The organism is bacterium (assembly GCA_019695335.1).
Lineage (GTDB): Bacteria > CLD3 > CLD3 > SB21 > SB21 > JABWBZ01.
This window is the reverse complement of sequence record JAIBAF010000015.1, coordinates 36752-61054: the sequence shown is the minus strand read 5'-3', so window position 1 is coordinate 61054 and position 24303 is coordinate 36752. Positions and strand designations below refer to the sequence as shown.

The window sequence follows — 24303 nt, the reverse complement described above, 5'->3', positions numbered from 1 at the left end:
GAAAGTACTTCAGCAATAATGCTTCCGCACGGTAACAATGCTGCCGGATCGGTACCCGCACTGATGTCAAAAGAAAACGTTCCGCTCGGCAGACCACCGGCTAATCGTTTAACAAAATCTTTATTGATTCTGGCTTGATCGACACTTACAGATGGATTTTTTATAAAACTTGGAATGTTATTTCCTAGAAAATCATTCACACTAATGAAATGTCTGCCTGGAGGAACCGTTAATCCGGCAAACAAAGGTTGCCGTAAGATCGATTCATTTCCTAAACGGGCATTAATGCCAATATAAACATCAGCTGCCGAGCCTCCGCTGTTAATAAACCGGATTCCGAATCGTTCAAAACCAGATACAGGAACTGTTTTATCACCTACACCTAATAATGCCAGAGGGAAAAATTGGAATTGGATAGGAGTTGTAGGCTCGACTTCGATAGTCACTCCGTTGACAGTACATTGACCATAGGACAGATTATTTACGGAGATCGCAAATAACGCCAACAAAAACACGACTCCGTGTTTTAATTGACTTGCTAAAGCATTCAATCTCATAACTTCTCCTTGCGCTTTCACGCTTTTTTTTATGATATTGGTCTTAAACAGTAAAAAATTTATCAACATAATTACTTTAAGGTAACCCTCTGCTTGTATTACACGCTGTGACAATTGTCACAAAGACACTTTTTCCATAGGGAACGGAAATCTATGAAAATTGAAAAGATAGGATATTGGTTATTCAAGATGAGAAGCTATACACCAATTCTTTTTCTTATAGTTTGCTTGTGGTGGGGCCAATTTGACCCGCTCATGTATTATACAGGTACTGCTTTGATTTTGTCAGGTGAATTGCTAAGAATCTGGTCAGTTAGTCACATAGGTCCAGGATCGCGTGTAATAGAAAAAGCCATTGGCCCTAAACTAGTTATTTCAGGCCCTTATAGACTAGTACGTAATCCGATTTATCTAAGTAATTTATTAATATATTTAGGTTTCGCAGTATTGTCAAACGTTTTCTTTCCGGTATTTTCTGTTATAACACTCTCTGTCTTTTTAATCATTTATTATTGCATAATTCGATATGAAGAAAACTTTTTGCAAGAAACATTCGGCGCACCTTTTATCGCTTACAAAAAATCAGTAAGAAGGTTTATTCCGGATTTTTTTTCATACCTTAAACCTGACTACAATGAGCCTGATCTTCGACTTTCGTTAAAATCTGAAAAAACGACATTGGCTGCGATCTTTATTTCGTGGATAGCAATTACAATGCGAATGATTTTAAAGCTATAAAGCTAACGAACAATAATTTTTTTTAATTCAACCACTCGTAGTGATTATTTCTACGTTTGGGTTGATAACCAGCATCCGTTATCATTTTTTCGATATCTTTGACGGTAACATTAAAGGCCGTACCATTCTGGCTGACAACATTTTCCTCAATCATCAAACTGCCAAAGTCATTAGCACCGTAATTCAATCCCATTTGCCCGATTTCTTTTCCCTGCGTCACCCAAGAAACTTGGAAGTTATCAATATTGTCCAACATGATTCTTGAAATTGCAAGCGTCTGTAGGTATTCGACCGGGGTGGTAAGCCGGATATTTTCTCTCGTTCCAAGAGGCACGTTATCGGGTTGGAAATTCCATGGGATAAATGCGGTAAAACCTTTGCCGTATTTTTCGAGACTTACATCCTGTAAATCACGGATTTTCATTATGTGTTCGATACGCTCTTCGAGGGTCTCAACATGACCGTACATCATTGTAGCCGTCGTAGTAATGCCAAGCTTGTGACTCGTGGCATGAACGTTAAGCCATTTATGCGTGTCGCACTTGCCGCGCGAAATAGCCGCTCGCACTCGATCGACCAGAATTTCAGCACCGGCTCCCGGTACTGAATCAAGACCAGCCGCTTTTAAACGAACCAGCGTTTCCTCAACCGAAAGTTCGGATACTTTGGCAATGTAATCGATTTCAGGAGCGCTCAAAACATGCAGCCAGATTTGTGGAAATTTCGATTTTAGATGGCGGAAAAGATCTTCGTAATACCCGATTTTCAATTTCGGATTCAAGCCACCCTGCATTAGAATCTGAATACCTTCAAGACTGATTAGCTCTTCGATCTTTCGGTCGATCTCTTCGTAAAGTAGTACATACCCTTCGTCAGAGCCAACCGGACGATAAAACGCGCAGAAACTGCATTTGTCCACACACACATTCGTATAGTTGATATTACGATCTATAATATATGTTACCACGTTGTCATTTTTCTTTTTACGACGCATGTAATCGGCCATAAAACTCAGTACGGGCAGTTCTTTACAACGATACAACTCCAGCCCGTCTTCAAAAGTCAGCCGTTCCCCATTTTCAATTTTATAAAAAATTTTGTCGAGCATCTTTAAACTTTCAAATTTTTCTGAAACTTCGCTAACATAAATAATTGTCTTTTGGAATTCAAGTTTTTTTAATCTTTATTGCCGTAATGATTGCTGTTTAAGTCAAAATTTTACAATTTGCGCACCCGAACCGATTTTTGTAAATTGGATTAAACATCCGTATCTCTTTCGCAGGACTTCCTTTGATCGCATTTTTTAATGGGAATTATTTACCCGAAAAAAACATAGCTATTGCTTGTACCGATCGCGGTTTTCTATATGGAGACGGCCTTTTTGAGACGCTGAGGTGTGTCAACCGTACTGTCGTAAGTTACTATGATCACTTTGACCGTTTTCAGGATGGCTGTCGACGTACGCGAATACCTTTGACTTATACAGCTGTAGAAATTCGTGAAGTGATTACCGAACTCTTACAACGTAATGCCCTTACGGATGCAACCATTCGAATCACTATTACTCGCGGTACAACGGATCAATTTGGTTTTGGTTTTTCGTCTTCAGCCGAATCTTCGTTTCTTGTTATGATCAGACCAAACAAAAAACTTCCGGCAGATCTTTATCAAAATGGTGTGAGTATCGATTTCAGTCATTTTCCAATAATGCCTGAAAGCGGAGCTGCTCTCAAAAGCACCAGTGCTCAATATTATGCGTTGATGAAACAAACAGCGCTGGACCAACAGTGTTATGAAATGATCCTTTGTGATCACTTCGATAAGATATTGGAAGGTACATCGAGTAATATTTTTATTGTAGCTGCCGGAACAGTTTCAACTCCTCCCTTGAGTAAAGGGGTGTTGGAAGGCATTACACGAAAACGGGTCATTGAAATCACTCAAAACAAACTCCAATTACCATTCGCTGAAAACAGTTTTTCTAAAAAAGAACTTTTGGCCGCCGATGAAATTTTCCTGACCAATACTAATGTTGAGATTTTACCCGTTACCCACGCCGGAGTCAAAGCCATTTCTAATGGTAAAATCGGGCCGATTACTCAAAAAATCTTAAATACGTTCCGCCAAACCTTAATAGAAATCCTCGAATGACTTTACAAACGACATCGTTTGATTGGTTAGGATCTCCACACGAATTGTACGCGAAACTCTATCCTAGCCCATTCAGCTTTTTTCTATTCAGTTCGATGCACGATCATCCCAACTCACGCTATTCATATATGGGCTACGATCCTTATATGATTTTCCAATCGAAAGGTCCGGCAATTTCATTTTTTGCAAATGGCAAATGGAATCATTTTAATGGAAATCCACTGGTTGAGTTCGAGAAAATATTTAATGAAGAATTCTCGAAATGGACTTTCACGGAAACTGAACAACATTATTTTTCCGGAGGCGCTGTCGGATATTGGGGATATGATTTGAAAGATTTTTTGGAAGAATTGCCATCAAAATCCGCAAAAGAATTTGACTTGCCCGACAGTTTTTGGATGTTTTACCAAAGTTTTATTGTCATTGACCATCATTATGACAATTATTTTATCGTTGGGAATCTCCAAGAAACTCAAAAATTAATCGATAAAATTAACAGTACGATTACCCCTGCTACGATCACCTGCGATTACAACATTTCTCCTAGCGTGTCTGAGAGCGAGTATATTAACAATATTTTATCAATCAAAGAAAGCATCGGAGCCGGCGACGTCTATGAAGTCAATTTAACTCAACGGTTTCACGTACAGTTTAAAAGCAATGAACCTTGGCGTGATTTCAATATTTTCCGATCACTCACCGAAGTCAGTTCGGCGCCTTTTTCAGCAATTATAAAGAGCCCGGAGTTTTCTGTGATCAGTTCTTCACCGGAGCGATTTTTAAAAATTCATGACCGGGAAATTGAGAGTCAGCCTATCAAAGGGACTCGTCCTTGTGGCAATGGATTTTCCGAAGATGAACAAAATTATCTCGATCTGTACACCAGCGATAAAGATCACGCCGAAAACCTGATGATTGTCGATCTTGTACGCAACGACTTGGGCCGTATCTCCAAGGCCGGTTCGATTATTGTCAAAGATTTATTCAAAATCGAAAAGTTTTCAACTGTATTCCAAATGCTATCCACAATTTCAGGAAAGTTGAGCGATGGCGTCTCAGCTATGGATGCTATTCGCGCATGTTTTCCTCCCGGCTCGATGACCGGCGCTCCCAAAATCAGTGCTATGAAAATCATTGAAAAACTGGAGCCCTACAAGCGCAGTATTTATTCAGGCGCTATCGGGTATATGGCCTTCGACGGCAGTTGCGATTTATCCGTGATAATCAGGACGCTGATTCTAATGGGAGAAAAAGGATATTTTCAAACCGGGGGAGCTATCGTATGGGATTCCGACCCAAAGAAAGAACATGCAGAATGTTGGGATAAAGCAAAAGGAATCTTGAACGCTTTGGAAAAGTTAAAACCGTAAAATTACCCGGCTTTACTCATGCCTTTCAGCATATGAATAGAATATCCACCAATCAATAAAATTACAATAATCATAATAGCCCACAGCCACCATTGACTAACTAAAAGCGGCTGAGTCAACTCTACTTGTTTTTCCATTTTCCATTCTTCACCTAATGTCACGTTCTTTAATTTCTCAGGAATTTTGTCTTGAAAATAAATAACGTCGTATTGAGGCGATACATCATCTTTGCGCCCATACACAAGGTAATAATCGGCACCTGGTTCCAACTCACTTTTAAGTTCAAAATAATTTCCAAGAATTTTGACTGAATCAACTTTGAGCGGCTGATCGTTACGATTGATGATCTCTAGTTTCAATTTATTCGTCTGTACTGCTTGAAAACTATAATCAACCGGTTCAAGGGATGAAGCAATAAAATCACCTATATAAATCCAGTTTTCAATCTCACCATTTGCTGTCTTGATTAGTCCAGCCGAATGATATGTCTTCACACGTCGATAGAAATCTTTTGAATTGTCTATATTCAATCGAAGTTCATTTACGGCATATTTTTGTTGGAGAGCAACGATAACGGACGTGATCTGTTCCTTCTTATTTTGTTCGGTTTTAATATCGATAACCGGCGCGCCATAATAATTTCCTTCACGTCGTGCATAATCGTAAACAACAGCTCTTTCCAGTTGCACCGGTTTAGAAGAAGATTTAAGTGTCACCCGGAAATAGGTATAATCTGACGCCGGAAAATCCAAAGTAGCATATTCATACTCGACGAATTCATTGCTTAATCGAACGATGCGTTGATTTTCGGCAACCGTCAGCCATTGCTTCTGATCGAAGCTGCCATCAATATCGATTTTCCAATCAAAATTTTTCTCGTCAAACTTTAATTCAATACGATTGACCGTATGCCGCTGGGCTTGCCGCAATGTAAAATATTGCCATCCGCTTTGCTTGTCGTAGCTTTTATTAATGATTTCAAAGGCTAGTTCATTCTTTTCAAATTTGGATCCCATCGATTCCATCACATATGGCACTTCAACCGTGTCTGAATTGGAGAGACGGTAAATACGAACGTCTTCCATGGACAAAGACATTTTGGACAGAATTTCGCCGCCGAGACGAATAGAATACCAGTTTTTCTCAGCAATATTTTCAAGACGGCGTTTGTAATCGTACCGATTCATCTGCGCAAAAGCTGCGCTTTGTAAAAGAATCAGCAATGCAATAACAACATTAGTTTTATTTTTTCTCATCTTCTCCAAAGATTATATGTTTGAATTTTTGATATAAGAACGAAACGGTTAACAGCAAAACACCGAGAGCAATGAACAGGATAATTTTGTATCCGGTTGAGATATCTCCAAGATCGATAAGATACAGTTTGATCAAAGTGATGGCAAATAAAACAATCGCAAAAATTCTCAATACTTTTCTTCGTTTCCAAATTCCATACCCGATGGCAGCTAGCGAATATACTCCCCATAAAATCGAATAACCGATTTGATACGACAACCGCTCCATTTCATCGTATGCTTCAGGGTTCATTAAAACCAGCCATGTTGTAAGTTCATTACTCAGTATTGCAATCACGAGTAAATTAACGAAAACAGGAAAGTACCGCGTGTATTCCGGTAGATGACGATTCAACATTTGCATCGTTAAATAAACCAATTCAGCGGCAAAAAAGTAACATAGATAACGAATTCCAATATGCATCGGTCCGGGAGGAAAATATTGCGTGAATTCGCTGACGCCGATGTAGCTTGTTCTCAGTGCGATCAAGGCCTCCAAAATCACAAACAATGCGATAGTCATAAAAAAGATATTTAACCCCAAAGCTGACCATACTAATCCGCGAATCGGCCACCGTTTATATACCAGTAACGTCAATACCGAAAGAAATACAAACGTGTAATTGATCAGCCAAATGTCTTTGAATTCATTCAGATCATAATTATAGATCGTACCATCGATGACCAGTTGTGATGAATAATATAAGTGATCCCAATATGCGCCGATCTCATTGAACATTGTAAAATACGTCAAAAAAATCATCAGGATTGCGACCATGTAGTTGCCGATTTTCGTTATCAACGATTTTTCGATTTCGGCATATAAAAATTTAGAGTCGAAAGAATATTTCACAATGCAGATGTACGAAAGTACAACGATCAATGAGGTTAAGAAATTTATATTAAACATGAATCGCCAGTTTTCTGGATCTTCCACGTTATAAAAATTATAAGCGGTTTCCCAATCCTGAATGAGACTGATAAAACTCAAGATCACGACGGCATAAGCCAGCCTTTCATAAAAAACAACTTTTTGAGTACGGCCGATCCAGAAAAGCAAGAACGCTTCGATTCCCCATATCAACGTTACCCAATTACCATTCAACTGCACCGGAATTGCAATGCTTATAAACGAAAGCACCAAGCCAATTTGTAAATAAAAGAATCTTCGGTCTGTAAGATTGGCTTTGTACGAATAGACGGTAAAAGGAAAATGTAAAACAGCATTGGCCACAGTAAATAATCCAAGGTAAAGGCCGTTGTCAATTTTATCAAAAATCGTATAACCGACTCCGTAATAAATAAAACTATTCATCGAGAGAATGAACACGTCTTTGATCCCAAAAACTTCTTTTTTAATAAACTTATAGGCCACAGTCATTAAATAGAACATGATAAAAAATGCCAAGCTAAAGCCGATAGCAATGGCCAAATGCTCGTCTTGTTTATAACGGTCAATAAACCAAGCATTAAAAATCAGCCAGGTAAACGTAAAGGCCAGATAATTAAGCCATACCCAATTGCGCCGAAAAGCAAGAAATAAAATACCAACATTGATTATAGTCACATACGATAATAAGATGACTACTTTGCCTTCTCCTTCACTCAAAAGAAAAGGAACCGCATACGCGCCGACGAGACCGTATATACCAATGATTTGCCGATTGTAGATCGTTGCAGCAAAGACAGTAAAAGCGGTAAGCAGGACCATCAGCACAAAAGCCAATGCTTGCGGAATGAGTCCGTAAAAATCATAGGCCGCAAAAATAGAAAAATATAATATCGCAATGCCTCCGCTGAGCAATACTGCGCTGAAGGCATTATATTTTTCTTTCATTCTGAACGCCAATACAAGCACAGCGGCTCCAGACGCCAGACCAATGACAACGCGTGTAAGCGGATTGATCAGATCATTGTCGATAGCATACTTCAAAAGTATTCCAAACCCCAAAACGAGAATGACAATTCCGATTTTATTGATGACATTCCCGCCGATAAATTCTTCCATATTTTTCTTTGCTGGCGAGGGTGCAGCGGTCACTGTAGTTGGTTTAGGCTGCACCGGCTTTGGAATTTCAGTTTTGTGTTCTTGTATCGGCGCAACAACTGGAGCTTTCGCTTCAACTTTCGTTTCAATGACTGTTTGACCGGCTTCCTTTTTCCGCATGACCTCCAGATCAGTCTTTACTTTGGCTAGTTCCGTCTGGGCATTGATCAAGGTTGTTGTAATAAATTGAAGCCGTTTTTCCAACGCTTCGATTTTTTCTTGGTCGGTCATAAAATTTTAAACCGTTTTAAAATTTATTGGTAATGATAAAATAGAAATGCCGGATGAAAAGAATGGAAATACTGTAGGTTTTTTTCCTGCCTCATCCAGAGTTTAGGCAAATTTCTGTAGAGGTGCAATCAGATTTTCTGGAAAAAAACAAAACCCGATCTCTCACGCATGAAAAACCGGGCAAAAAGCGAAGGTAGGGTCAACCTCCTCTTCTTTATAATTTTAAGGGTTAGAAGTTTGGCGCCTATTGATACGAATGGTAAGGCTAGAATAACTCCGCGAACACCGAAATATCATAAGAAAATGATCCTCAAACTGTGAATTGCCTATAAAATCGTATTCATCAGGATTTTCTGAATAATACTTAACGCCGAGTTGTCCGTTTTTTTCCATCGCTTTTTTTCGGATCTCGCCTTTAATAAAATCGGTCGGCGACATACCGGCAGGCTGGGTCTGTTTTTCCATTAAAATGTGAAAGCAAGGTTTGTAGATTGGGTCGGTTCCAATTTACAAAAGATGCCTCGCATTAGCAATAATTTGTATTTAACAAAAAACCCCAATTTCAAATTAACGAAATTGGGGTTAATTATAGAAACTGAACCGTTAGGAATTCTTTTTCCACTTGATCGTACAGCCGATCGCTTTGGTGAAATTGGTCGCAGGTTTTTGACCTTTACTTAAAGCATCGACGGCTAATTCAACGTATTTGTTTTTTGCCAAGGAGCCGTCTTCCGTATTATCATCGATGGCGCCGATGTACGCCACTTCGAATTTATCGCCTTTGTTCTGCAATAAATAAACATGCGGCGTACGCGTGGCTCCGAAAGCTTTCGCTATTTCCTGTGTTTCGTCCATCACGTAAGCAAATGGATATTTTTTATCACGGGCGCGTTCGACCATTTTGTCAAAGGAGTCTCCGGGTTGTACATTCGGATCGTTGGGATTGATCGCTATTACGGGATAACCCGCCGATGCAAATTTATTATGCAGATCAATGACACGCTGTTCATACGCCTGAGCATACGGACAGGTATTGCATGTAAATACAACGATAACGCCTTTGGCGTCTTTCATGTCTTTCAGCGACACGAATTTGCTGTCGACGTTTTTCAATTTAAAATCTTTAACGGCATCGCCGACTTTGTAACCGTCCTGCGCACAGGCGATCACAGGAATTAAAAACATCAAAAACATTAATCGCTTCATATCAATCTCCTTTCATGAGAGGTTTTATAATGGATTGTAATTCATTCTCTGTGAATTGTTTTTCATAAAATTGCTTGATATTCTTTTTTCCATTGAGTATCAAAGTTGCCGGAATCGCTCCCGACCATTCTTTACTGACTTTGTCGATATAGGCGTTTGCATCGGGCTCGTCTAATAACCACACGGTAGAACGAATGTTATTTTTCTGCAAAAACGGAATGACTTTTTTTTGCAACTGCGATTTGAAATCAAGACTAACCAAAATCACACGCAATTTATCTGAGCGATAGTTATCGCGCAAAACTTCAAAGTACGGCAGCTCTTCAATACACGGGCTGCACCACGTTGCCCAAAAATTTATTACATAGGTTGTATCATTATTTTGGTGCGTTCGTTTTTGAAGATCGTTAAATGAAATAATTTCCTGACCATAAACCGATACGGATACCATTAGCCAAAATACCAGTTTGAGCATAGTTGAGCCTTATATATGAATGGCCGGTAACAGATTTTCAGCAAAGACAGGTTAGGTCGAAATGTGTGGAAAATACGCCAGCAGAGATGTAAAGTTTCAGTCCCTTTCGGGTTATTTTTGATGCAATTTACTGTGACGATAACTAAAAAGAAAATACACGATCAATCCGATTACCAGCCAGATAAAGAACCGGCTCCAGTTTGTAATGCCCAATTCCGACATTAAATAAAAACAACTGGTCAATCCAAGAACCGGAATCAATGAAAACTTTTTCAAGAATGACAAAACCGTAACGATCGTTGAAACAGAAATAAAAAGTATCATGGGAATTTTGTGTTTAAATACATCCCAGCCGTGTTCGGTACCATTGGGATCCTGCATGCTGAAAAAACTGTTCCATGAATCAGGATAATAAAAATAAATCACCGCAATCGTACCCAAAAATAGGGCAGGAATAATGAATTGTCCATTGATATACGGAACCCGGAATTTAGCGTTTTTCACATTCGATGAATTCTGCAGCATCAACGTTCCGCCACACACGAGAACAAAGGCGAACAGCGTTCCAATACTCGTCAGATCAGTGACTTCCGTTAGGTTCATAAACAGTGCCGGAACCGCGACTACGAAACCGGCAATGACTGTCGAGAACGACGGTGTTTTATATTTAGAATGAATGGCTGCAAATTTTTTCGGCAAAAGCCCGTCGCGGCTCATGCTCATCCATATGCGCGCCTGGCCGATCTGGAAGACCAGGAAAACGCTTGCCGTTGCAATAACCGCACTGATGGCAACGATACCACTGATCCAGTTGAGACCCACTTTTTTGAAGACAAACGCCATCGGATCGCCCACGGCCAATTCGGAATAATTAACCATTCCCGTCAGCGTTAATGAAATGACGATGTATAGAACGGTACAAATTACCAGTGAATAAATCATTCCACGGGGTAAATCCCGTTGCGGATCTTTACACTCCTCAGCCGTTGTGGAAATCGCATCAAATCCGATGTAGGCAAAAAACACAGCCGAAACGCCTTTCAAAACACCGGCGACACCGTGAGGCGCGAATGGACTCCAGTTGTCGGGATTGACGTAAAAAAAACCGATGGCAATGACGAGAAAAATAATCGCGAGTTTGATTCCCACCATGATATTGCTGGCGGTACGCGATTCTTTGATGCCGATATAAATCAGGTATGATATAAGCAGCGTGATCAAAAGCGCCGGAATATCCGCAACAATCCGTAGCGATCCGATGGTCGGTGCATTCAACCATGCATTGTACGCATCAACCAACCCGGCTGAAATCGTATCGAGCGTCTGGCCTTCAGCCAGCAATTTAGTCACCTGATCGTATCCTCGCCACGCCGTTAAAAAATCCATCGTAAAATATTCGGGAATCACAAATCCGATTCCGCTTAGGAATCCGGTAAAATAATCCGACCATGAAATAGCAACAGCGATATTACCGATCGCGTATTCCATTAATAAATCCCAACCGATAATCCACGCAATAAATTCTCCGAACGACGCGTACGCATAAGTATAGGCGCTGCCCGAAACAGGGATCATCGACGCAAATTCCGCATAACACAAGGCTGAAAATCCGCACGCAACGGCTGTGAAAACAAATAACAACGAAACTGCCGGACCGCCACTCGCGCTGGCATTGCCGATCGTACTGAAAATTCCGGCTCCGACGACGGCGGCAATTCCGAACGCCGTTAGATCGCGAACCGTCAGTGTGCGATTGAGTGTAGTTCCGTCTTCGGCATAACCTTCTTTCGTATCGGCCAGAATGCTGTCGATCGTTTTGCGGCGGAAAAGATTGCTCATCATGCTGAGTATACCATTTTTTGATGTTATGCGGGAATAATCAATCTGGAATGTTGGCAAAAATGATAGGCATTTTGAGCAATTAGTGCAAGGAAGAATTTGTCTGAGCGATTCAAGTTTCATTCAATCCATTTTATTCCTTTAAAGGACCGGTTGATGACATTATTGAAACTTGCGATTGTCAATTGGCGTTCCAATCCTCAAATTTTTTACATCGTTGGGAGAGACCGTAATGAAAAGAGTTATTGGTTTTATTCTGTTTTTCGGCATCAATTTATTTGCACAAGACGATCCCGGAAATATTGTCAATGAATATTTTATCGCACGCGCGGCTACAATGCAGGAAAATTCTACTGAAAAAGACGTCGATAAAGTTTTATCAATGTATTCCGATAATTTCATTTACGAACATCCGAAATTTAACGCCAAAATCACGGGTAAAGATAAAACCGGCATGGTAAAATGGCTCGGAGCTACACGCAATGTACGGTTTGAAATCCGTCACTTAATTAGCGGGTTCAATATGGCTGCCGTAGAAGTGGAATTAACCGGCGAGATGAAATCGGATGGAAAATGGACGTCTTTGAAGAGAACACAAATTATGTTTTTTGAATTTGATGGAAAGCTGATCAAGCGTATCGTAGAAGACTGGAAAAAATAAACTCTGAGACTGCCGAACAATTCAAAACAGTCTCAGAGTTTTTAGACTTTTGGCTTTATTTTTTTCTAACGTAAACAATTTCACCGACTTTTGACTTTCCGGCCGGTAATGCGGTATCATAGAACTCAAAAGTATGTTTGTCTTTGCTGTCGAGTTTCAAAACATACATGACAACTTTATCTCGCTCACCGGTCATGAGATCATCGGCTTTACCCCACAACGTCAGAACTTTGCCAGATTGATCAAAACTGCCCTCCATCATGTACATCGCCGTCGATGAATTATCCGCCCAAAATCCGACGTATTTTTTCTTGAGATTATCGTAACCCGTCAGCCCGATCCCGAGAAAAGGTTTACCCATCATTTCACCTTTGAAATCGTCGATGATAAAACGTCCGTCGAGCACCCATTTCGTTTCGCAGGTACCTTTGGTGACGGTCGGATTTTTATCCGGTCCTTCCATCCACATCGTACTGGTTGTTTCCCACGTACCGACAAAATCGGCAAGTTTTTTGTGCGCTTCACCGGGCGAGGCCATTTCCATCCATTTTTTCATCATTTCATCCATAGCCGCTTTGTCCTGAGCACTTACACTTGCAAAAAATGTCATCAACAAAATTCCATAAAAAAACATACGGATTTTCATAAAACATCTCCTCTCAGTTAAGTTTTTAAAAGAAAATAAATGATACAGGTAGGCTTTGTGGATACTTAAAATGTGCCGATCGATATTATAAAAAGCAAGAACAACGTAAATTAAAGCTATTCAGTGACACCGTTATGTCAGTATCCCTTTGCGATACAATTTTTAATTTAATTTTTTCCTTTAAAATAACTTCTTTTTTTCTATTGCAGAATTATTCTAAGTTAGTAAATTGCCGTTGCTTGTTCATTTAAAAAGGAGTTTACGCTCATGGCCAAAGGACCTATTTCGCAATTTATTATTCATCACTATCGTCATTTTAATGCGGCGGCTTTGGTGGATGCCGTTAAAGCGTATGAAGCGCATTTGAGTAAGGGCGGAAAATTCATGGTGACACTAGCCGGTGCTATGAGCACCGGGGAACTTGGACTTTCACTCGCTGAAATGATTCGGCAGGATAAAGTTCACGCGATCACTTGCACCGGCGCCAATCTTGAAGAAGATATTTTTAACCTGGTCGCACACGATCACTATGTTCGCATTCCGCATTATCGCGATCTCACGCCGGCGGACGAACAAAAATTGCTGGATAAACACCTGAATCGCGTCACCGACACGTGTATTCCGGAAGAAGAAGCCATCCGCAGGATCGAAAAAGCCGTGCTCGATGAATGGACGGCTGCTGATAAAGGCGGCAAATCTTTTTTCCCGCATGAATTCATGTACAAAATTTTGCTGAGCGGCAAATTAAAACAATATTATCAAATCGATCCGAAAAACAGCTGGATGATTGCCGCGGCGGAAAAAAATTTACCGATTATCGTCCCGGGCTGGGAAGATTCAACTCTGGGAAATATCTTTGCCGGACATTGTATCGAAGGTGACATCAAAAATGTCCACACTGTGCGCACCGGCATCGAATGCATGATGATGCTTGCCGAGTGGTATACCGAATACGCAACGAAGTACGGCGTGGGATTTTTTCAGATTGGCGGCGGCATTGCCGGCGATTTCCCAATCTGCGTCGTGCCTATGCTGCACCAGGATCTTCACCGGACCAATGTTCCGCTGTGGTCGTATTTCTGCCAGATCAGCGATTCGACGACAAGTTATGGCTCATATTCTGGCGCAGTGCCAAACGAAAAAATCACCTGGGGAAAATTAGCCGAAGATACGCCGAAGTTTATCATCGAATCGGACGCTACGATAGTTGCGCCTCTGATGTTTGCATACATTTTGGGTTGGTAGAAATACTGTTGCGATTTGCCACAAAAGGCACAAAAAATTCTCACATTTGACGGCGCATTAAAAAAAATGCGCCGTTTTTTTTTGCATTTTCCCAAGCTTACTGTTTTGTCATGCTAATACTTCCCGAATCAGCACACGCATCGTATCCGGCATAGTATCCACCTATATGCATGCTGTCCTGGATCGTAAAGTGAAGATACGATTCGCAAGTGTAAATCGTACTGGTGACTGTTGCTTCAAAGCGTTTGCCGTCAACTGTTCCGGCCACGGTCCCAGTGTCGTCCACCGTCATATAAGTACCGGTCACCTGATTACCGGTTTGACCCAAAATGCTGGTGATCGTTCCGCTACCACTGACTCCGTTGTACGGGCCGGACCAAGTCCCCGTGAGATTGTAATTCACTGATTCGTCATCATCGCAAGCCGGGAGCATAATAATCATGCAAAGAACAATAAAAAGAAACCGTTGAATGTTCATAACCCCTCCGTTGTTAAGTGGAGTTTTAAACATTCAAAAAAAATTTGTTTTAGAATTTAAACTGATCAATTACCTCGTGTGCAATTTTCACACAGAAAGTCTCCACGCGTTTCAAAGCCGTGAGCAGATCAAGCATTACCGGACTTGTATTCATGTACGTAGCAAAATCTTTCTGAACCCGTTGCAAATGAGACTCACGCAGACGAACTTCCATCTCCGACATGGTTCGTTTCGTATTGATCAACTCTTCCGCCGCTTCTTTGTTTTCTTTCTGTAAAGCCTTGAACGTATTCTCCATTCTATCACCGACCGCTTTCATGAACGTTTCAAAATCTTTCCGGTCGGCTTCCGGTAATGTCCACTTGTTATCCGAAAGCTTTGTTGCGATTTCAGGCACATAATCTCCCAACCGGTTACTGATATGCCGGATGTCGTCGATCGTCAACAGCAACCGCATTAACCGCCGTGATTGTGTCAAACTGATACTCTTTTGCGAAAGGCGCGTCAGGTAACGCCTGATTTCGCCTTCCAGCATATTGACATTTTTCATGTGCTCCTGCATTGTGGCAATTTCAGCTTCATTATCGTGTTTGAAAAGCGACGGAACGGTCGCATACATTTGCCGCACAACATCCATCAAGCGGTCTTCTTCCAATTGTGCCTGTTGCAGTGCGATTTCCGGCGTTTCAAGATAAGCATTGTTCAGATATTTCGGTTTAAATTCCGTTGATTCAGCTTTTTCTGGGATCAACTTGGTAATTAATTTCGCCGTTACAGGAACAAACGCGATCAATAATGCCGCGTTAAAAATATTAAAGAACATGTGTCCGTTGGCGATCAAGCGCGGAACGGCGTCCGTTCCCATCGCGTGCGTGATCGTTCGGATAACATTTTCAAACGGAATCAAAAAAGGCGTGAATAAAATTACACCGATTACGCTGAATAATGTGTGGGCTAAAGCGGTTCTTTTACCTTCAGTCGTTGCACCGATAGCTGATAATAGCGCCGTCACACATGTTCCGATATTCGCTCCAAATACCAAAGGCATCGCTGATTCAAATGACAGCAACCCTTCTCCCGCCATCACGACGCACAGACCGATCGTCGCACCGCTGCTTTGAATGATGCCGGTAAAAATAGTCGATGCTAAAATTCCAAGCAACGGGCTTTCCCCGAATTTCAACAGCCATGCGATAAACGTCGGCATTGACTTCAGCGGCCCGATCGCTTGTGACATGACTGCCATGCCGAAGAAAATAAAACCGAACCCCAGAATAATTTCGCCGAGATAAATGTAAAATTTTCTTTTGGTGATCAGTGTAATCAAAAACCCTGCAGCGACGAGGAGCAATGAATAATCCGATACATTAAATGCGATCAATTGCACCGTGATCGTCGTGCCGATGTGCGCGCCCATCAAAACTCCGATCGCTTGCGTAAGCGTCATCAACGATGAACTCACCAAGCCGACCACCATCACGGATGTGGCCGAACTGCTTTGTACGATCGCCGTGATGACAATGCCAACCAGCAATCCTAAAAACCGGTTGCTTGTTAAAACGGCAAGAATGGTTCGTAAACGTTCCCCGGCAATTTTCTGAAGACCGCCGGAACCAAGTCCCATTCCGTACAGAAAAATTCCCAATCCTCCAAAAAGTCCTATCACCAAAAACATCCACCAGAGCGTCCTTTGCGCGCGAACAAGGATCACGGGCGTTTCGCCGGTCATTCCTACCGAGTGTGCAATGATCAGATAATCGCCGGCCTGATCGCCGAGAACAAATCCGTTTTCGGCAATGCCTTCGGCGTTTGTTTCAACGATTTCTTTATGCAATTTTTCACCGTGCGATTTGCCCGGCTTCCCAACGACTTCAAACGTCACAGCAATGCCGGCCACCGGTTTTCCGGACGTATCGGTAACTTGAATCCTTAACGGCGCACCGAGATCGTTACCTTCCAAACCGACAAATAATTTCTGACCGGGCTGATACGAGACATTTTTTAAAATATGTGACTGGGACCACCCTGCGGCAGAAACTGCACAAAAAAGCAACCAACTGATCCAGATCTTCATAATTTTATTCCTCCTCTAAAATAAAAAAAAGAGCACGCACACGCATGCTCTTTAAAATTTTTAAATTCCGGATGTGATGTCAATGCCAGTCATGAGATACCACGCTTATCACAAGACCGCCGATATTTCTATAATTTCATCAAAATTACTCCGGTTTACAAGAACTATGTTAACACATTTGAGACTGAATCTCTACTTTGCGGGCAATAAATCGTGAACAAAACGAATGGCCGTCACGGCAACCTGAATCGCTTCCATACGCAACGTTTCATTCGTGTGATCTTTCGATTTGATTTCATCCCACAATTCATCCAATTCTTCTTTGATCACGGCGAAACCTTCGTGATACGAATGATAAGGATCAAATTTAGCCGCCGCCCTATCCAGTTCTTTTTTGACCTCACTAAGAATTGTTTTTAATTTTCCGCGATCAAGTTTTTCCAAGAGATTTCCTTAATGTTGATTTAAAGAAGCAAAAATTTTTTCAGACAATTCATTTAACGATTTCAATTTGATATCCGCAATATCAAAACGTGTTTGGCTGAAAGAAGCATGTTCGGGAATGCAGATCGTTTTCATGCGCGCCGCTTTGGCGGCAATCAAACCGTTGAAAGAATCTTCGATCACGAGGCAATGCGTTGGATCGCAATTCAATAACTTCGCCGCCGTCAGAAAAATTGCCGGATGAGGTTTCCCATACGGTTCAAGTTCGCCGCTATGGATAATTTTAAAATCCGATACAATATGAAGATGACCAACGACTGTTTGAATCAATCGTTGCGGTGACGATGACGCGAGCGCGAGGGGAAGATTTTTTTTATGAAAAAAGTCGAGCGTTTGCCGGACGCCCGCTAACATCTCGCCCTTTTGTACGACCAATTCCTGCACGCGATCGACAATTTGCGATTCCACTTCAGACACGGAAAGACCGTTCCACGGAAAACGTTTGTGCCAATATTTAACCACTTCGTCGATGCGAATGCCCATTGTTTGCGCGGCCAGTGACTCCGTCATATTAATCCCCACGCGCGCAAACGTTTCCTGCAACGCGATGCGCCAAAACGGCTCGGAATCGATCAGGACTCCGTCCATATCGAAAATGACTGCGTCAATCATGAAATTATTCCGGATTTTTGAAATTCAAAACTTAAGACGGGGCTACGATACAAAAATCGGGTCACAAAATCAAAAAAATGTACGCCACCTCCCTTTTCTCATTGAGAAAAGCCCATACACAAAATTTATGTATTCCTTGAATGCCTAATGGACAAACGTCGCTTTCACGCGTTTTGACATCAGCAAATAGCCGCTCACGACGATCAATGCGATCCCGCCGATAACAAATTCACGCACACGGAATAAATCTGCGCCGTGCATCATGTTCGCCGGCAGCCATTCCGTCATCGTACCATTCACGGCCACAAAAACCATATTAAAAAGAAACAGCGTAATGAGTAGCGCGGGCGTGATCTTCTTCATTTTAAAAAAGAAATACACCGCCAAGACCGACAGCAGCAAAAACACGATATTGACGATCATGCCGAAAGGCCCGATTGACGAGCCCGCCATTCCAGCTTGCGCCGGAATCGACACAGTCGCCATGACATACAAAACACGCAACGGATTAATGATCAGCAAAATGGCCAGAATCCAGAGCCATCCACTGATATGATCGTATTTATTTTCTTGATCCATGAACGCACCTCCTTGAAGATGAAGGCGATAAAAAGTTGGTTTCTAAAATTACGGCAATTTTACGCGGTTGGCAAGAGGCCGGATCAGCGGCGATAGAAAAAATGTTGAAAAAATGAACACTATTCGACTCGGCAAAAACGATTTCTGCCTCAAGTCAAATCAGCTCGCCGAATTTTCTTTATTAACTTTGAGGATGGAAAAAAGTAAGTAAGCGAGAAAACCGCCGCCGATCATGCCCTGCATCGCTCCAAAAAAAATATCCATCGGCCAATGCACGCGCAGAATACAACGCGAATAACACACGGCGACCGACCAGCCAATTAAAATCAGCCAGGGTCTGAACGGGAGCCGTCTTCGTATGACCCAGACCAAACAAAACGTCGCAAACATCATCGACGCAAATGAGTGGCCGGACGGAAATGAAAACCCGGTTTCATGAATCCAGTGTTCGGCAATGAGCGGATGAATGTCGAATCCATGTCGCGATTGAAAATCATCGCCGATCAATTGCCTCAAATAATCGCGCCGTTTTTCTTTATCCGGTTCATCATAAAAAACCGAATATGTGATTTTGTAATCTTCACCGTTTAGTAATTCAACCATATTCGGCCTTGGATTTTTAAAATACGGTTTGAGCACATGTTCGTTAAACTGCGCGCCGCCGGCAAGAAAAACGATCAGCCCGGTAATCGTAACGGCCGTCCAGAGAACACGTTTTTTGACGACCGGCGTCGATTTTGCCATCAGGAAAATAATAACCGGCAAAACCCATATCGGCATGCCGACGGGACCGGCACTTTCGCTGAGCCAGTATGCGGCCATATGCCAGATACTCGTCAGATCTTTCCCGGCATTCATTCCCGGGTGGATGAAGGGAAGGATGAATGACAAACTAAGAAAGACTAAAGTGATGGCAAGAATCAAAACCAGTTTCATCGGCAACTCTCTTGCGATTTTATAGACCCGTTCTTTTTACTCAATTTCGATCCAGGTGCTTTTAGTCGGTACCTTCATACCGTCAAAGATATCATATTTTTGAAACGACTGTTTATCCAATTTAAAACCATGGGAATAACTCGAACCTTCCATCGACACGTTATAACTGGTATCCGATTCTTGAATAACGATTGCCTCATCGTTCTGAATTTTTTCCGGAATCAAGCCAGGCAATTTTTTTCTGATCAACGCAATATGATCGTTCGCATTTTTGTTTATCACGTAAAAATTGTCATCCTTGCAATTTTCGACTTCTCCGAAAGGAATCATGCCCAGCGAGCCCCGCGTCAATTCCGCCGTAACAATGTAATACGCACATATGTTTTTTGGAATGAATTTGACGGCAACATCGAAACGTACGATCAACCGGCCTCCTTCAGTGTACACATTCACGCGATCAAAATTAACCGGATTGAATTGAGGATAATTCGATTGAATGCGCTCCACCGCCATTTGAATCAATTTCGCCCGCCCGAGCGGTTTGAGTTCATCCGCCGTTTTAGGTTTGGCTTTTTGAGCAAAAATAGAATGAGTAACCACAAGCAGCACGGTCATGAATTTAAATACCATCATTACTCCTTATCAATGTTGCATCCTGAGCGTAGCCGAAGGATGACTTTCTAATTCTTTATTTACCCAACCGTGCTTCTTCAAAATCAATATCGTTTTGGATCCGGCGCAGGACGTCGTCATTGATAATGCTGTCGCGGTACAATTGCACTGCGGTCTCACGTTCCGCCCGGATCGCGGCTTTCCGCAGATGGCGATAACGCTCCATTCGTGCGCCGGCCGTTTGGCGCAGCACTTCATCGCCCTCGAGCGAGTGAATCCGGTCGCGGTATTCATCCAAAATGGACCGGATGTAAAAATCGTTGACTTCCATTTTAGCGACGGCGTCTTCGATGCTGAGCAGCGCCGCGCGTGCACCCAAAATCCGCGCATTTTTTTCTTCGACGTCCAGCATTCCGTCGTCACGAATGCATAGTTTACGGATTAACCACGGCAAACTGAGGCCATTGAACAGCAGCGTAATCAAAATCACGCCGAACGCCAGAAAAATGACTAATTCACGCCCGGGAAAAGCCGAACCGTCCGGCAATAACACCGGTATCGACAATGCGGCCGCGAGCGTTACGGCGCCTCGCATACCAGCCCACGACACGATAAACACGTTTTGCCACGGCAGCGGCGGTTCCGTCTCACGGATTTTTCGTGAAATCCAACGCGGAAGATACGCGCCCGGAAAAACCCACACCATCCGCGCGACGATGGTGACAACGCCTACTAATGCTGCATAACCGATTAACTCTGACCAACTCATCGTGTCACGCAAATTGCCCAAAACTGCGCGTAACTGCATGCCAAGCAGGAAAAACACGAGTCCGTTGAACCAGAACAAGAACATTTCCCATACATACCACGCACGCATACGTGTCTGCGGAGACATTGAAAGCGGATCGGCCCAGCCGCCGTACAAACCCGCTGCGACCGCTGACAAAACGCCCGACACGCCAAGCGCATCCGCAGGAATATACGCCGCGAACGGTGTCAAAAGTGAAATCGTAATATGATGCAATGAATTCGGATCGGTCAGAATTTTCGACCGGAGTTTATGAATGAAAAACGCAACGATCAGGCCAATGCAAATGCCACCTGCCGACAACCACAAAAATGAAAATCCGACGTCCATCAGATGGAACGTGCCCGTCAGCGTTGCCGCCACGGCAAACTTGAACGCGACAAGCCCGCTGGCATCATTGACCAAACTTTCGCCGTTCAGGATCGTGACGATGCGATGCGGAACTTTCAGCCGCTCCGTGATCGCGGAGACGGCGACGGCATCGGTCGGCGAGATGACCGCGCCCAGCGCAAAACACACCGACATCGGCAAATCGGAAAACAGCATGTGCATGATCCAGCCAACCGCCAGCGTCGTGAAAATGACCAAACCAATGGACAATAACAAAATCGGGCGGCGCGCGGCTTTAAAATCGCGCAGATTCATCAGCCAGCCATCGGCAAACAGCAGCGGCGGCAAAAACAAAATAAAAAATACCGCCGGATCGAGCCGGATCTGCGGCGCATCGGGAATCAAACTTACCAAAAGCCCGCCGAGAACCAATATGATCGGAAAAGGAAAAGACGGCGCACGCTGCGCGAGTATCCCGAAAATCGTAATGGCGATCAGCGCGCCAAGAGCAATGAATACGGATTCCATAATGTCAGGTTAATTTTTTACACCAGAGAGCGCGGAGTGCGCTGAGATTTTTTAGGAATGTAAGGCCGCGAAGGCAGAAAGGCACGAAAATTTTAAAAAAAATTCTACTTGTAAATCGCATCAACTCTATCAATAAATAAAACTTAATTGTTATATGTATGAGAAAGACGCTTAGTTTTTAAATAAATAGCAAATAATTTTATTAAATACTTGCATTGTAAACTGATAATAAATAATTATTTAAATATAATTATTATGTATTTAAATTCTTAATTTGCATTTCAAGGGTTAATTTTTTGGATTTTAATCCGGGGAAAAATATTTTTGCCGCGCCGCGTTTTTAACTTGACAACCACCTTCTGATCATTTAAATTCAATTATGGATGACTTAGGCTTAATAATGAAAGTGGTGATTTTATGTCTGACAATGAAATGAGTTTGAATAAGACACTTGATATTTTGTTGCAAAAATTAGAGCAACAGGAACAGGATGTCTCAAAGACAAAGCAATTGATCAACGGCTTGTGTGAAGCTATCGGTAGAGAAAAAATGTTTGATATTATTGATTCTTTTACAGGAGCCGGTAGATTACGACTTAAAATTGATCATGATACGTTTTTTGGAATGGGAGTTGCACCTGCAGTTAAACAATTTCTCAAAATGAATGGAAAAGCCGCTCTAATTGAAGAAATTTTCGATGCCTTATCAACAGGTGGATTTGAATGGCCAAAGGACTGGAAGCAAAAATTAAGATTAAAAAACCTCGCTATTTCTTTGAGCAAGAATCGATATGACTTTGTTATTGTTGATACAGCAAAAGGAAATGCGTATGGACTTTGGGAATTTTACCCTGATAAATTGCGGGAACGTGATAAGACAAAATCAATTGATAAAAAATCGGAGGTTATTGAAGAAAGTGAGACAGAAAACGACGAAGAAAAGAAGAAGTAGCAGGAATTTTGAATTTGACTTCACCATCAAATTTTGCATGTGGCATTTTTTTTATTCTTGCTATAGCATCTTCTTTACTGAACGCAGGAATTTCAAAAGACCACCAAGAATTTTCGTGGTAATATGAGAACAAATATAATTGTGTTGTTTTCTTATTATCCATTAACCAACCAGAAGGAGGCTATTATGGCCTACATGGTTTACAAAGATGCTGCCGGTTACTGGCGTTGGAGGCTTCTTGCTTCTAATTACAAGATAATTGCAACATCCGGTGAGGGCTACTCTTACAAGAGCGATTGCGTGCACGCGATTGAACTTGTCAAGGGCTCCTCTGCTGCGCCTGTTTACGAACAGTAACCGCCGCATCTAACAATTCGAAACGCCTGATAAATACAGGCGTTTCGTTTTTTTACTTTGATTAAGTCAATATACAAAATTATAAGTAAAATACAAAAATATTCTATTCTCAGCCTACTGATTTTTTAAATTTATCTGTACAGACAAAATCATCGCTCGCGCGAGTGTTCGGGTGATTTCGGCGGTAACTGTTTCGCCTATTGTTGGGGTGAGGAGACCACGAAAGCAGAAAGGCACGAAGATTCTTCGATTTAGTTGCAGTAGACATTTTATCAAATTTTATTTTGACACTATCAAATAATTTAGTTTATGGGTCTTTCCAGTTATTTATAGGACGAAGTGCCCATTGCAGAGACGGCGGTTTCCTTATATTTTAAAAAAAATTACATTAAAACTTTTTTTCTACTTAAGATGAATTTATTTTTTGGCTTCATTTTCATTGTGAAGGCTTTCTTTGCAGGATCTTATTCGGGAATTTTTGACAACAAAATTTTTAATAGAAAAGGAGAAAAAAACATGCTCATTAATGCGCGCTATGGTCACACGAATCTTATTGCAGAAGACTGGCGAAGTCTTTCAAAATTCTATCAGACCGTTTTTGGCTGTGTTCCGGTACCACCGGAACGTGATTTTCAAGGTGAAAAGCTCGAAGCCGGAACAGGAATTCAGGGTGCACATCTTCGAGGAGAACACCTGCGTTTGCCGGGACACGGTGATGAAGGACCTACTTTGGAAATCTTTAATTATAATATCCTTGAAGACCGCGGCAAAAATGTAGTCAATCGGCCGGGTTTTGGACACATAGCTTTCTCGGTCGATGATGTTCCATCTGCTCAAAAAATAATTTTGGAAAATGGCGGAAAAGCCATCGGTGAAATTGTGACACTGATAACTTCAGTCGGAACTAAAGTCACTTGGTGTTATGTTACCGATCCGGAAGGAAACATTATCGAATTGCAATCCTGGTCAAAATAAACTTGTAGAGTCAGAATTACTACCTTTAAAAACCCGAATAGCAAAACTGTTCGGGTTTTTTAATCATCAAACATCTTCTTTTTCAAGCAATTGAGTTT

Annotated in this window: 24 protein-coding genes; 8 read left to right on the top strand and 16 right to left on the bottom strand. The window is 41.9% G+C overall.

Features of this window, described 5'->3' with window-relative positions; translation table 11 throughout:
• Positions 1 to 557, bottom strand: a 557-nt coding sequence (locus tag K1X84_05825; protein ID MBX7151139.1) for a hypothetical protein, incomplete at its 3' end; no start/stop codon positions are given.
• Positions 558 to 710: 153 nt separating this feature from the next.
• Between K1X84_05825 and K1X84_05820 the strand changes: the two genes are divergently transcribed.
• Positions 711 to 1295, top strand: coding sequence for an isoprenylcysteine carboxylmethyltransferase family protein (locus K1X84_05820; GenBank protein MBX7151138.1), 585 nt, complete (start codon positions 711 to 713; stop codon positions 1293 to 1295).
• A gap of 22 nt (positions 1296 to 1317) precedes the next feature.
• Here the strand turns inward: K1X84_05820 and mqnC are convergent, their stop codons facing one another.
• Entirely contained in the window at positions 1318 to 2403 is a 1086-nt protein-coding gene (gene mqnC, locus K1X84_05815) for a dehypoxanthine futalosine cyclase (protein ID MBX7151137.1), read from the bottom strand.
• A gap of 182 nt (positions 2404 to 2585) precedes the next feature.
• Between mqnC and K1X84_05810 the strand changes: the two genes are divergently transcribed.
• Complete coding sequence (locus tag K1X84_05810) at positions 2586 to 3446, top strand: aminotransferase class IV (protein MBX7151136.1); 861 nt, start codon at positions 2586 to 2588, stop codon at positions 3444 to 3446.
• Positions 3443 to 4816 carry an aminodeoxychorismate synthase component I gene (gene pabB / locus K1X84_05805; protein MBX7151135.1) on the top strand — a complete coding sequence of 458 codons (1374 nt, stop codon included), beginning with the start codon at positions 3443 to 3445 and terminating at the stop codon, positions 4814 to 4816. The genes K1X84_05810 and pabB overlap by 4 nt, the downstream gene beginning before the upstream one ends.
• Positions 4817 to 4818: 2 nt before the next feature.
• On the opposite strand, the gene K1X84_05800 is transcribed toward pabB, so the two are convergent.
• From K1X84_05800 to K1X84_05780, 5 genes are all read right to left on the bottom strand, one after another.
• On the bottom strand, positions 4819 to 6072 hold the full coding sequence (locus K1X84_05800) for a DUF3999 family protein (protein MBX7151134.1): 1254 nt from the start codon (positions 6070 to 6072) through the stop codon (positions 4819 to 4821).
• On the bottom strand, positions 6059 to 8389 hold the full coding sequence (locus tag K1X84_05795; GenBank protein MBX7151133.1) for a DUF2339 domain-containing protein: 2331 nt from the start codon (positions 8387 to 8389) through the stop codon (positions 6059 to 6061). The genes K1X84_05800 and K1X84_05795 overlap by 14 nt, the downstream gene beginning before the upstream one ends.
• 603 nt (positions 8390 to 8992) lie before the next feature.
• The gene (locus K1X84_05790; GenBank protein MBX7151132.1) at positions 8993 to 9595 is read right to left on the bottom strand and encodes a thioredoxin family protein; all 603 of its coding nucleotides are present in this window, start codon (positions 9593 to 9595) and stop codon (positions 8993 to 8995) included.
• 1 nt (position 9596) lies between these two features.
• A complete protein-coding gene (locus tag K1X84_05785; protein ID MBX7151131.1) occupies positions 9597 to 10070 on the bottom strand; it encodes a TlpA family protein disulfide reductase in 474 nt (157 codons plus the stop codon).
• Positions 10071 to 10181: 111 nt separating this feature from the next.
• Positions 10182 to 11912 carry an amino acid permease gene (locus tag K1X84_05780; GenBank protein ID MBX7151130.1) on the bottom strand — a complete coding sequence of 577 codons (1731 nt, stop codon included), beginning with the start codon at positions 11910 to 11912 and terminating at the stop codon, positions 10182 to 10184.
• Between the two features lie 229 nt (positions 11913 to 12141).
• On the opposite strand from K1X84_05780, the gene K1X84_05775 reads away from it, so the two are divergent.
• The gene (locus tag K1X84_05775) at positions 12142 to 12570 is read left to right on the top strand and encodes a nuclear transport factor 2 family protein (GenBank protein MBX7151129.1); all 429 of its coding nucleotides are present in this window, start codon (positions 12142 to 12144) and stop codon (positions 12568 to 12570) included.
• Between the two features lie 55 nt (positions 12571 to 12625).
• Here the strand turns inward: K1X84_05775 and K1X84_05770 are convergent, their stop codons facing one another.
• The gene (locus tag K1X84_05770) at positions 12626 to 13216 is read right to left on the bottom strand and encodes a DUF1579 domain-containing protein (GenBank protein MBX7151128.1); all 591 of its coding nucleotides are present in this window, start codon (positions 13214 to 13216) and stop codon (positions 12626 to 12628) included.
• A gap of 267 nt (positions 13217 to 13483) precedes the next feature.
• Between K1X84_05770 and K1X84_05765 the strand changes: the two genes are divergently transcribed.
• Entirely contained in the window at positions 13484 to 14461 is a 978-nt protein-coding gene (locus K1X84_05765) for a deoxyhypusine synthase family protein (GenBank protein ID MBX7151127.1), read from the top strand.
• A gap of 97 nt (positions 14462 to 14558) precedes the next feature.
• Here K1X84_05765 and K1X84_05760 read toward each other — a convergent pair whose 3' ends face one another.
• The 8 genes from K1X84_05760 to K1X84_05725 form a co-directional block, all read right to left on the bottom strand.
• Complete coding sequence (locus tag K1X84_05760; protein ID MBX7151126.1) at positions 14559 to 14939, bottom strand: hypothetical protein; 381 nt, start codon at positions 14937 to 14939, stop codon at positions 14559 to 14561.
• 49 nt (positions 14940 to 14988) lie between these two features.
• Positions 14989 to 17013, bottom strand: a complete 2025-nt coding sequence (locus tag K1X84_05755; GenBank protein ID MBX7151125.1) for a Na/Pi symporter — start codon at positions 17011 to 17013, stop codon at positions 14989 to 14991.
• Between the two features lie 192 nt (positions 17014 to 17205).
• Positions 17206 to 17457 carry a hypothetical protein gene (locus tag K1X84_05750; GenBank protein MBX7151124.1) on the bottom strand — a complete coding sequence of 84 codons (252 nt, stop codon included), beginning with the start codon at positions 17455 to 17457 and terminating at the stop codon, positions 17206 to 17208.
• A gap of 9 nt (positions 17458 to 17466) precedes the next feature.
• Positions 17467 to 18129: a hexitol phosphatase HxpB gene (gene hxpB, locus K1X84_05745; GenBank protein MBX7151123.1), complete on the bottom strand. Its 663-nt coding sequence runs from the start codon at positions 18127 to 18129 to the stop codon at positions 17467 to 17469.
• Positions 18130 to 18273: 144 nt separating this feature from the next.
• On the bottom strand, positions 18274 to 18708 hold the full coding sequence (locus K1X84_05740) for a DUF2569 domain-containing protein (protein ID MBX7151122.1): 435 nt from the start codon (positions 18706 to 18708) through the stop codon (positions 18274 to 18276).
• A gap of 159 nt (positions 18709 to 18867) precedes the next feature.
• The gene (locus K1X84_05735) at positions 18868 to 19644 is read right to left on the bottom strand and encodes a phosphatase PAP2 family protein (GenBank protein MBX7151121.1); all 777 of its coding nucleotides are present in this window, start codon (positions 19642 to 19644) and stop codon (positions 18868 to 18870) included.
• 36 nt (positions 19645 to 19680) lie between these two features.
• Positions 19681 to 20277: a hypothetical protein gene (locus tag K1X84_05730; protein MBX7151120.1), complete on the bottom strand. Its 597-nt coding sequence runs from the start codon at positions 20275 to 20277 to the stop codon at positions 19681 to 19683.
• 55 nt (positions 20278 to 20332) lie between these two features.
• Positions 20333 to 21922, bottom strand: coding sequence for a Na+/H+ antiporter (locus tag K1X84_05725; GenBank protein MBX7151119.1), 1590 nt, complete (start codon positions 21920 to 21922; stop codon positions 20333 to 20335).
• 417 nt (positions 21923 to 22339) lie between these two features.
• Here K1X84_05725 and K1X84_05720 point away from each other — a divergent pair, with 417 nt between their 5' ends.
• From K1X84_05720 to K1X84_05710, 3 genes are all read left to right on the top strand, one after another.
• Positions 22340 to 22873, top strand: coding sequence for a hypothetical protein (locus K1X84_05720; GenBank protein MBX7151118.1), 534 nt, complete (start codon positions 22340 to 22342; stop codon positions 22871 to 22873).
• 186 nt (positions 22874 to 23059) lie between these two features.
• Positions 23060 to 23230: a DUF1508 domain-containing protein gene (locus K1X84_05715; GenBank protein MBX7151117.1), complete on the top strand. Its 171-nt coding sequence runs from the start codon at positions 23060 to 23062 to the stop codon at positions 23228 to 23230.
• 522 nt (positions 23231 to 23752) lie between these two features.
• Positions 23753 to 24205, top strand: coding sequence for a VOC family protein (locus K1X84_05710; protein MBX7151116.1), 453 nt, complete (start codon positions 23753 to 23755; stop codon positions 24203 to 24205).
• Positions 24206 to 24303: the final 98 nt, after the last annotated feature.

What these genes read in the sequence shown, in the direction of transcription:
- K1X84_05790 (MBX7151132.1), bottom strand. Translation starts at nt 9,595, where the DNA reads ATGAAGCGATTAATGTTTTTGATGTTTTTAATTCCTGTGATCGCCTGT.
- hxpB (MBX7151123.1), bottom strand. Translation starts at nt 18,129, where the DNA reads ATGATTGACGCAGTCATTTTCGATATGGACGGAGTCCTGATCGATTCC.
- K1X84_05770 (MBX7151128.1), bottom strand. Translation starts at nt 13,216, where the DNA reads ATGAAAATCCGTATGTTTTTTTATGGAATTTTGTTGATGACATTTTTT.
- K1X84_05740 (MBX7151122.1), bottom strand. Translation starts at nt 18,708, where the DNA reads ATGGATCAAGAAAATAAATACGATCATATCAGTGGATGGCTCTGGATT.
- K1X84_05730 (MBX7151120.1), bottom strand. Translation starts at nt 20,277, where the DNA reads ATGATGGTATTTAAATTCATGACCGTGCTGCTTGTGGTTACTCATTCT.
- K1X84_05765 (MBX7151127.1), top strand. Translation starts at nt 13,484, where the DNA reads ATGGCCAAAGGACCTATTTCGCAATTTATTATTCATCACTATCGTCAT.
- K1X84_05820 (MBX7151138.1), top strand. Translation starts at nt 711, where the DNA reads ATGAAAATTGAAAAGATAGGATATTGGTTATTCAAGATGAGAAGCTAT.
- K1X84_05785 (MBX7151131.1), bottom strand. Translation starts at nt 10,070, where the DNA reads ATGCTCAAACTGGTATTTTGGCTAATGGTATCCGTATCGGTTTATGGT.
- K1X84_05735 (MBX7151121.1), bottom strand. Translation starts at nt 19,644, where the DNA reads ATGAAACTGGTTTTGATTCTTGCCATCACTTTAGTCTTTCTTAGTTTG.
- K1X84_05795 (MBX7151133.1), bottom strand. Translation starts at nt 8,389, where the DNA reads ATGACCGACCAAGAAAAAATCGAAGCGTTGGAAAAACGGCTTCAATTT.
- K1X84_05780 (MBX7151130.1), bottom strand. Translation starts at nt 11,912, where the DNA reads ATGATGAGCAATCTTTTCCGCCGCAAAACGATCGACAGCATTCTGGCC.
- K1X84_05775 (MBX7151129.1), top strand. Translation starts at nt 12,142, where the DNA reads ATGAAAAGAGTTATTGGTTTTATTCTGTTTTTCGGCATCAATTTATTT.
- K1X84_05725 (MBX7151119.1), bottom strand. Translation starts at nt 21,922, where the DNA reads ATGGAATCCGTATTCATTGCTCTTGGCGCGCTGATCGCCATTACGATT.
- mqnC (MBX7151137.1), bottom strand. Translation starts at nt 2,403, where the DNA reads ATGCTCGACAAAATTTTTTATAAAATTGAAAATGGGGAACGGCTGACT.
- K1X84_05760 (MBX7151126.1), bottom strand. Translation starts at nt 14,939, where the DNA reads ATGAACATTCAACGGTTTCTTTTTATTGTTCTTTGCATGATTATTATG.
- K1X84_05715 (MBX7151117.1), top strand. Translation starts at nt 23,060, where the DNA reads ATGGCCTACATGGTTTACAAAGATGCTGCCGGTTACTGGCGTTGGAGG.
- K1X84_05800 (MBX7151134.1), bottom strand. Translation starts at nt 6,072, where the DNA reads ATGAGAAAAAATAAAACTAATGTTGTTATTGCATTGCTGATTCTTTTA.
- K1X84_05720 (MBX7151118.1), top strand. Translation starts at nt 22,340, where the DNA reads ATGTCTGACAATGAAATGAGTTTGAATAAGACACTTGATATTTTGTTG.
- K1X84_05755 (MBX7151125.1), bottom strand. Translation starts at nt 17,013, where the DNA reads ATGAAGATCTGGATCAGTTGGTTGCTTTTTTGTGCAGTTTCTGCCGCA.
- pabB (MBX7151135.1), top strand. Translation starts at nt 3,443, where the DNA reads ATGACTTTACAAACGACATCGTTTGATTGGTTAGGATCTCCACACGAA.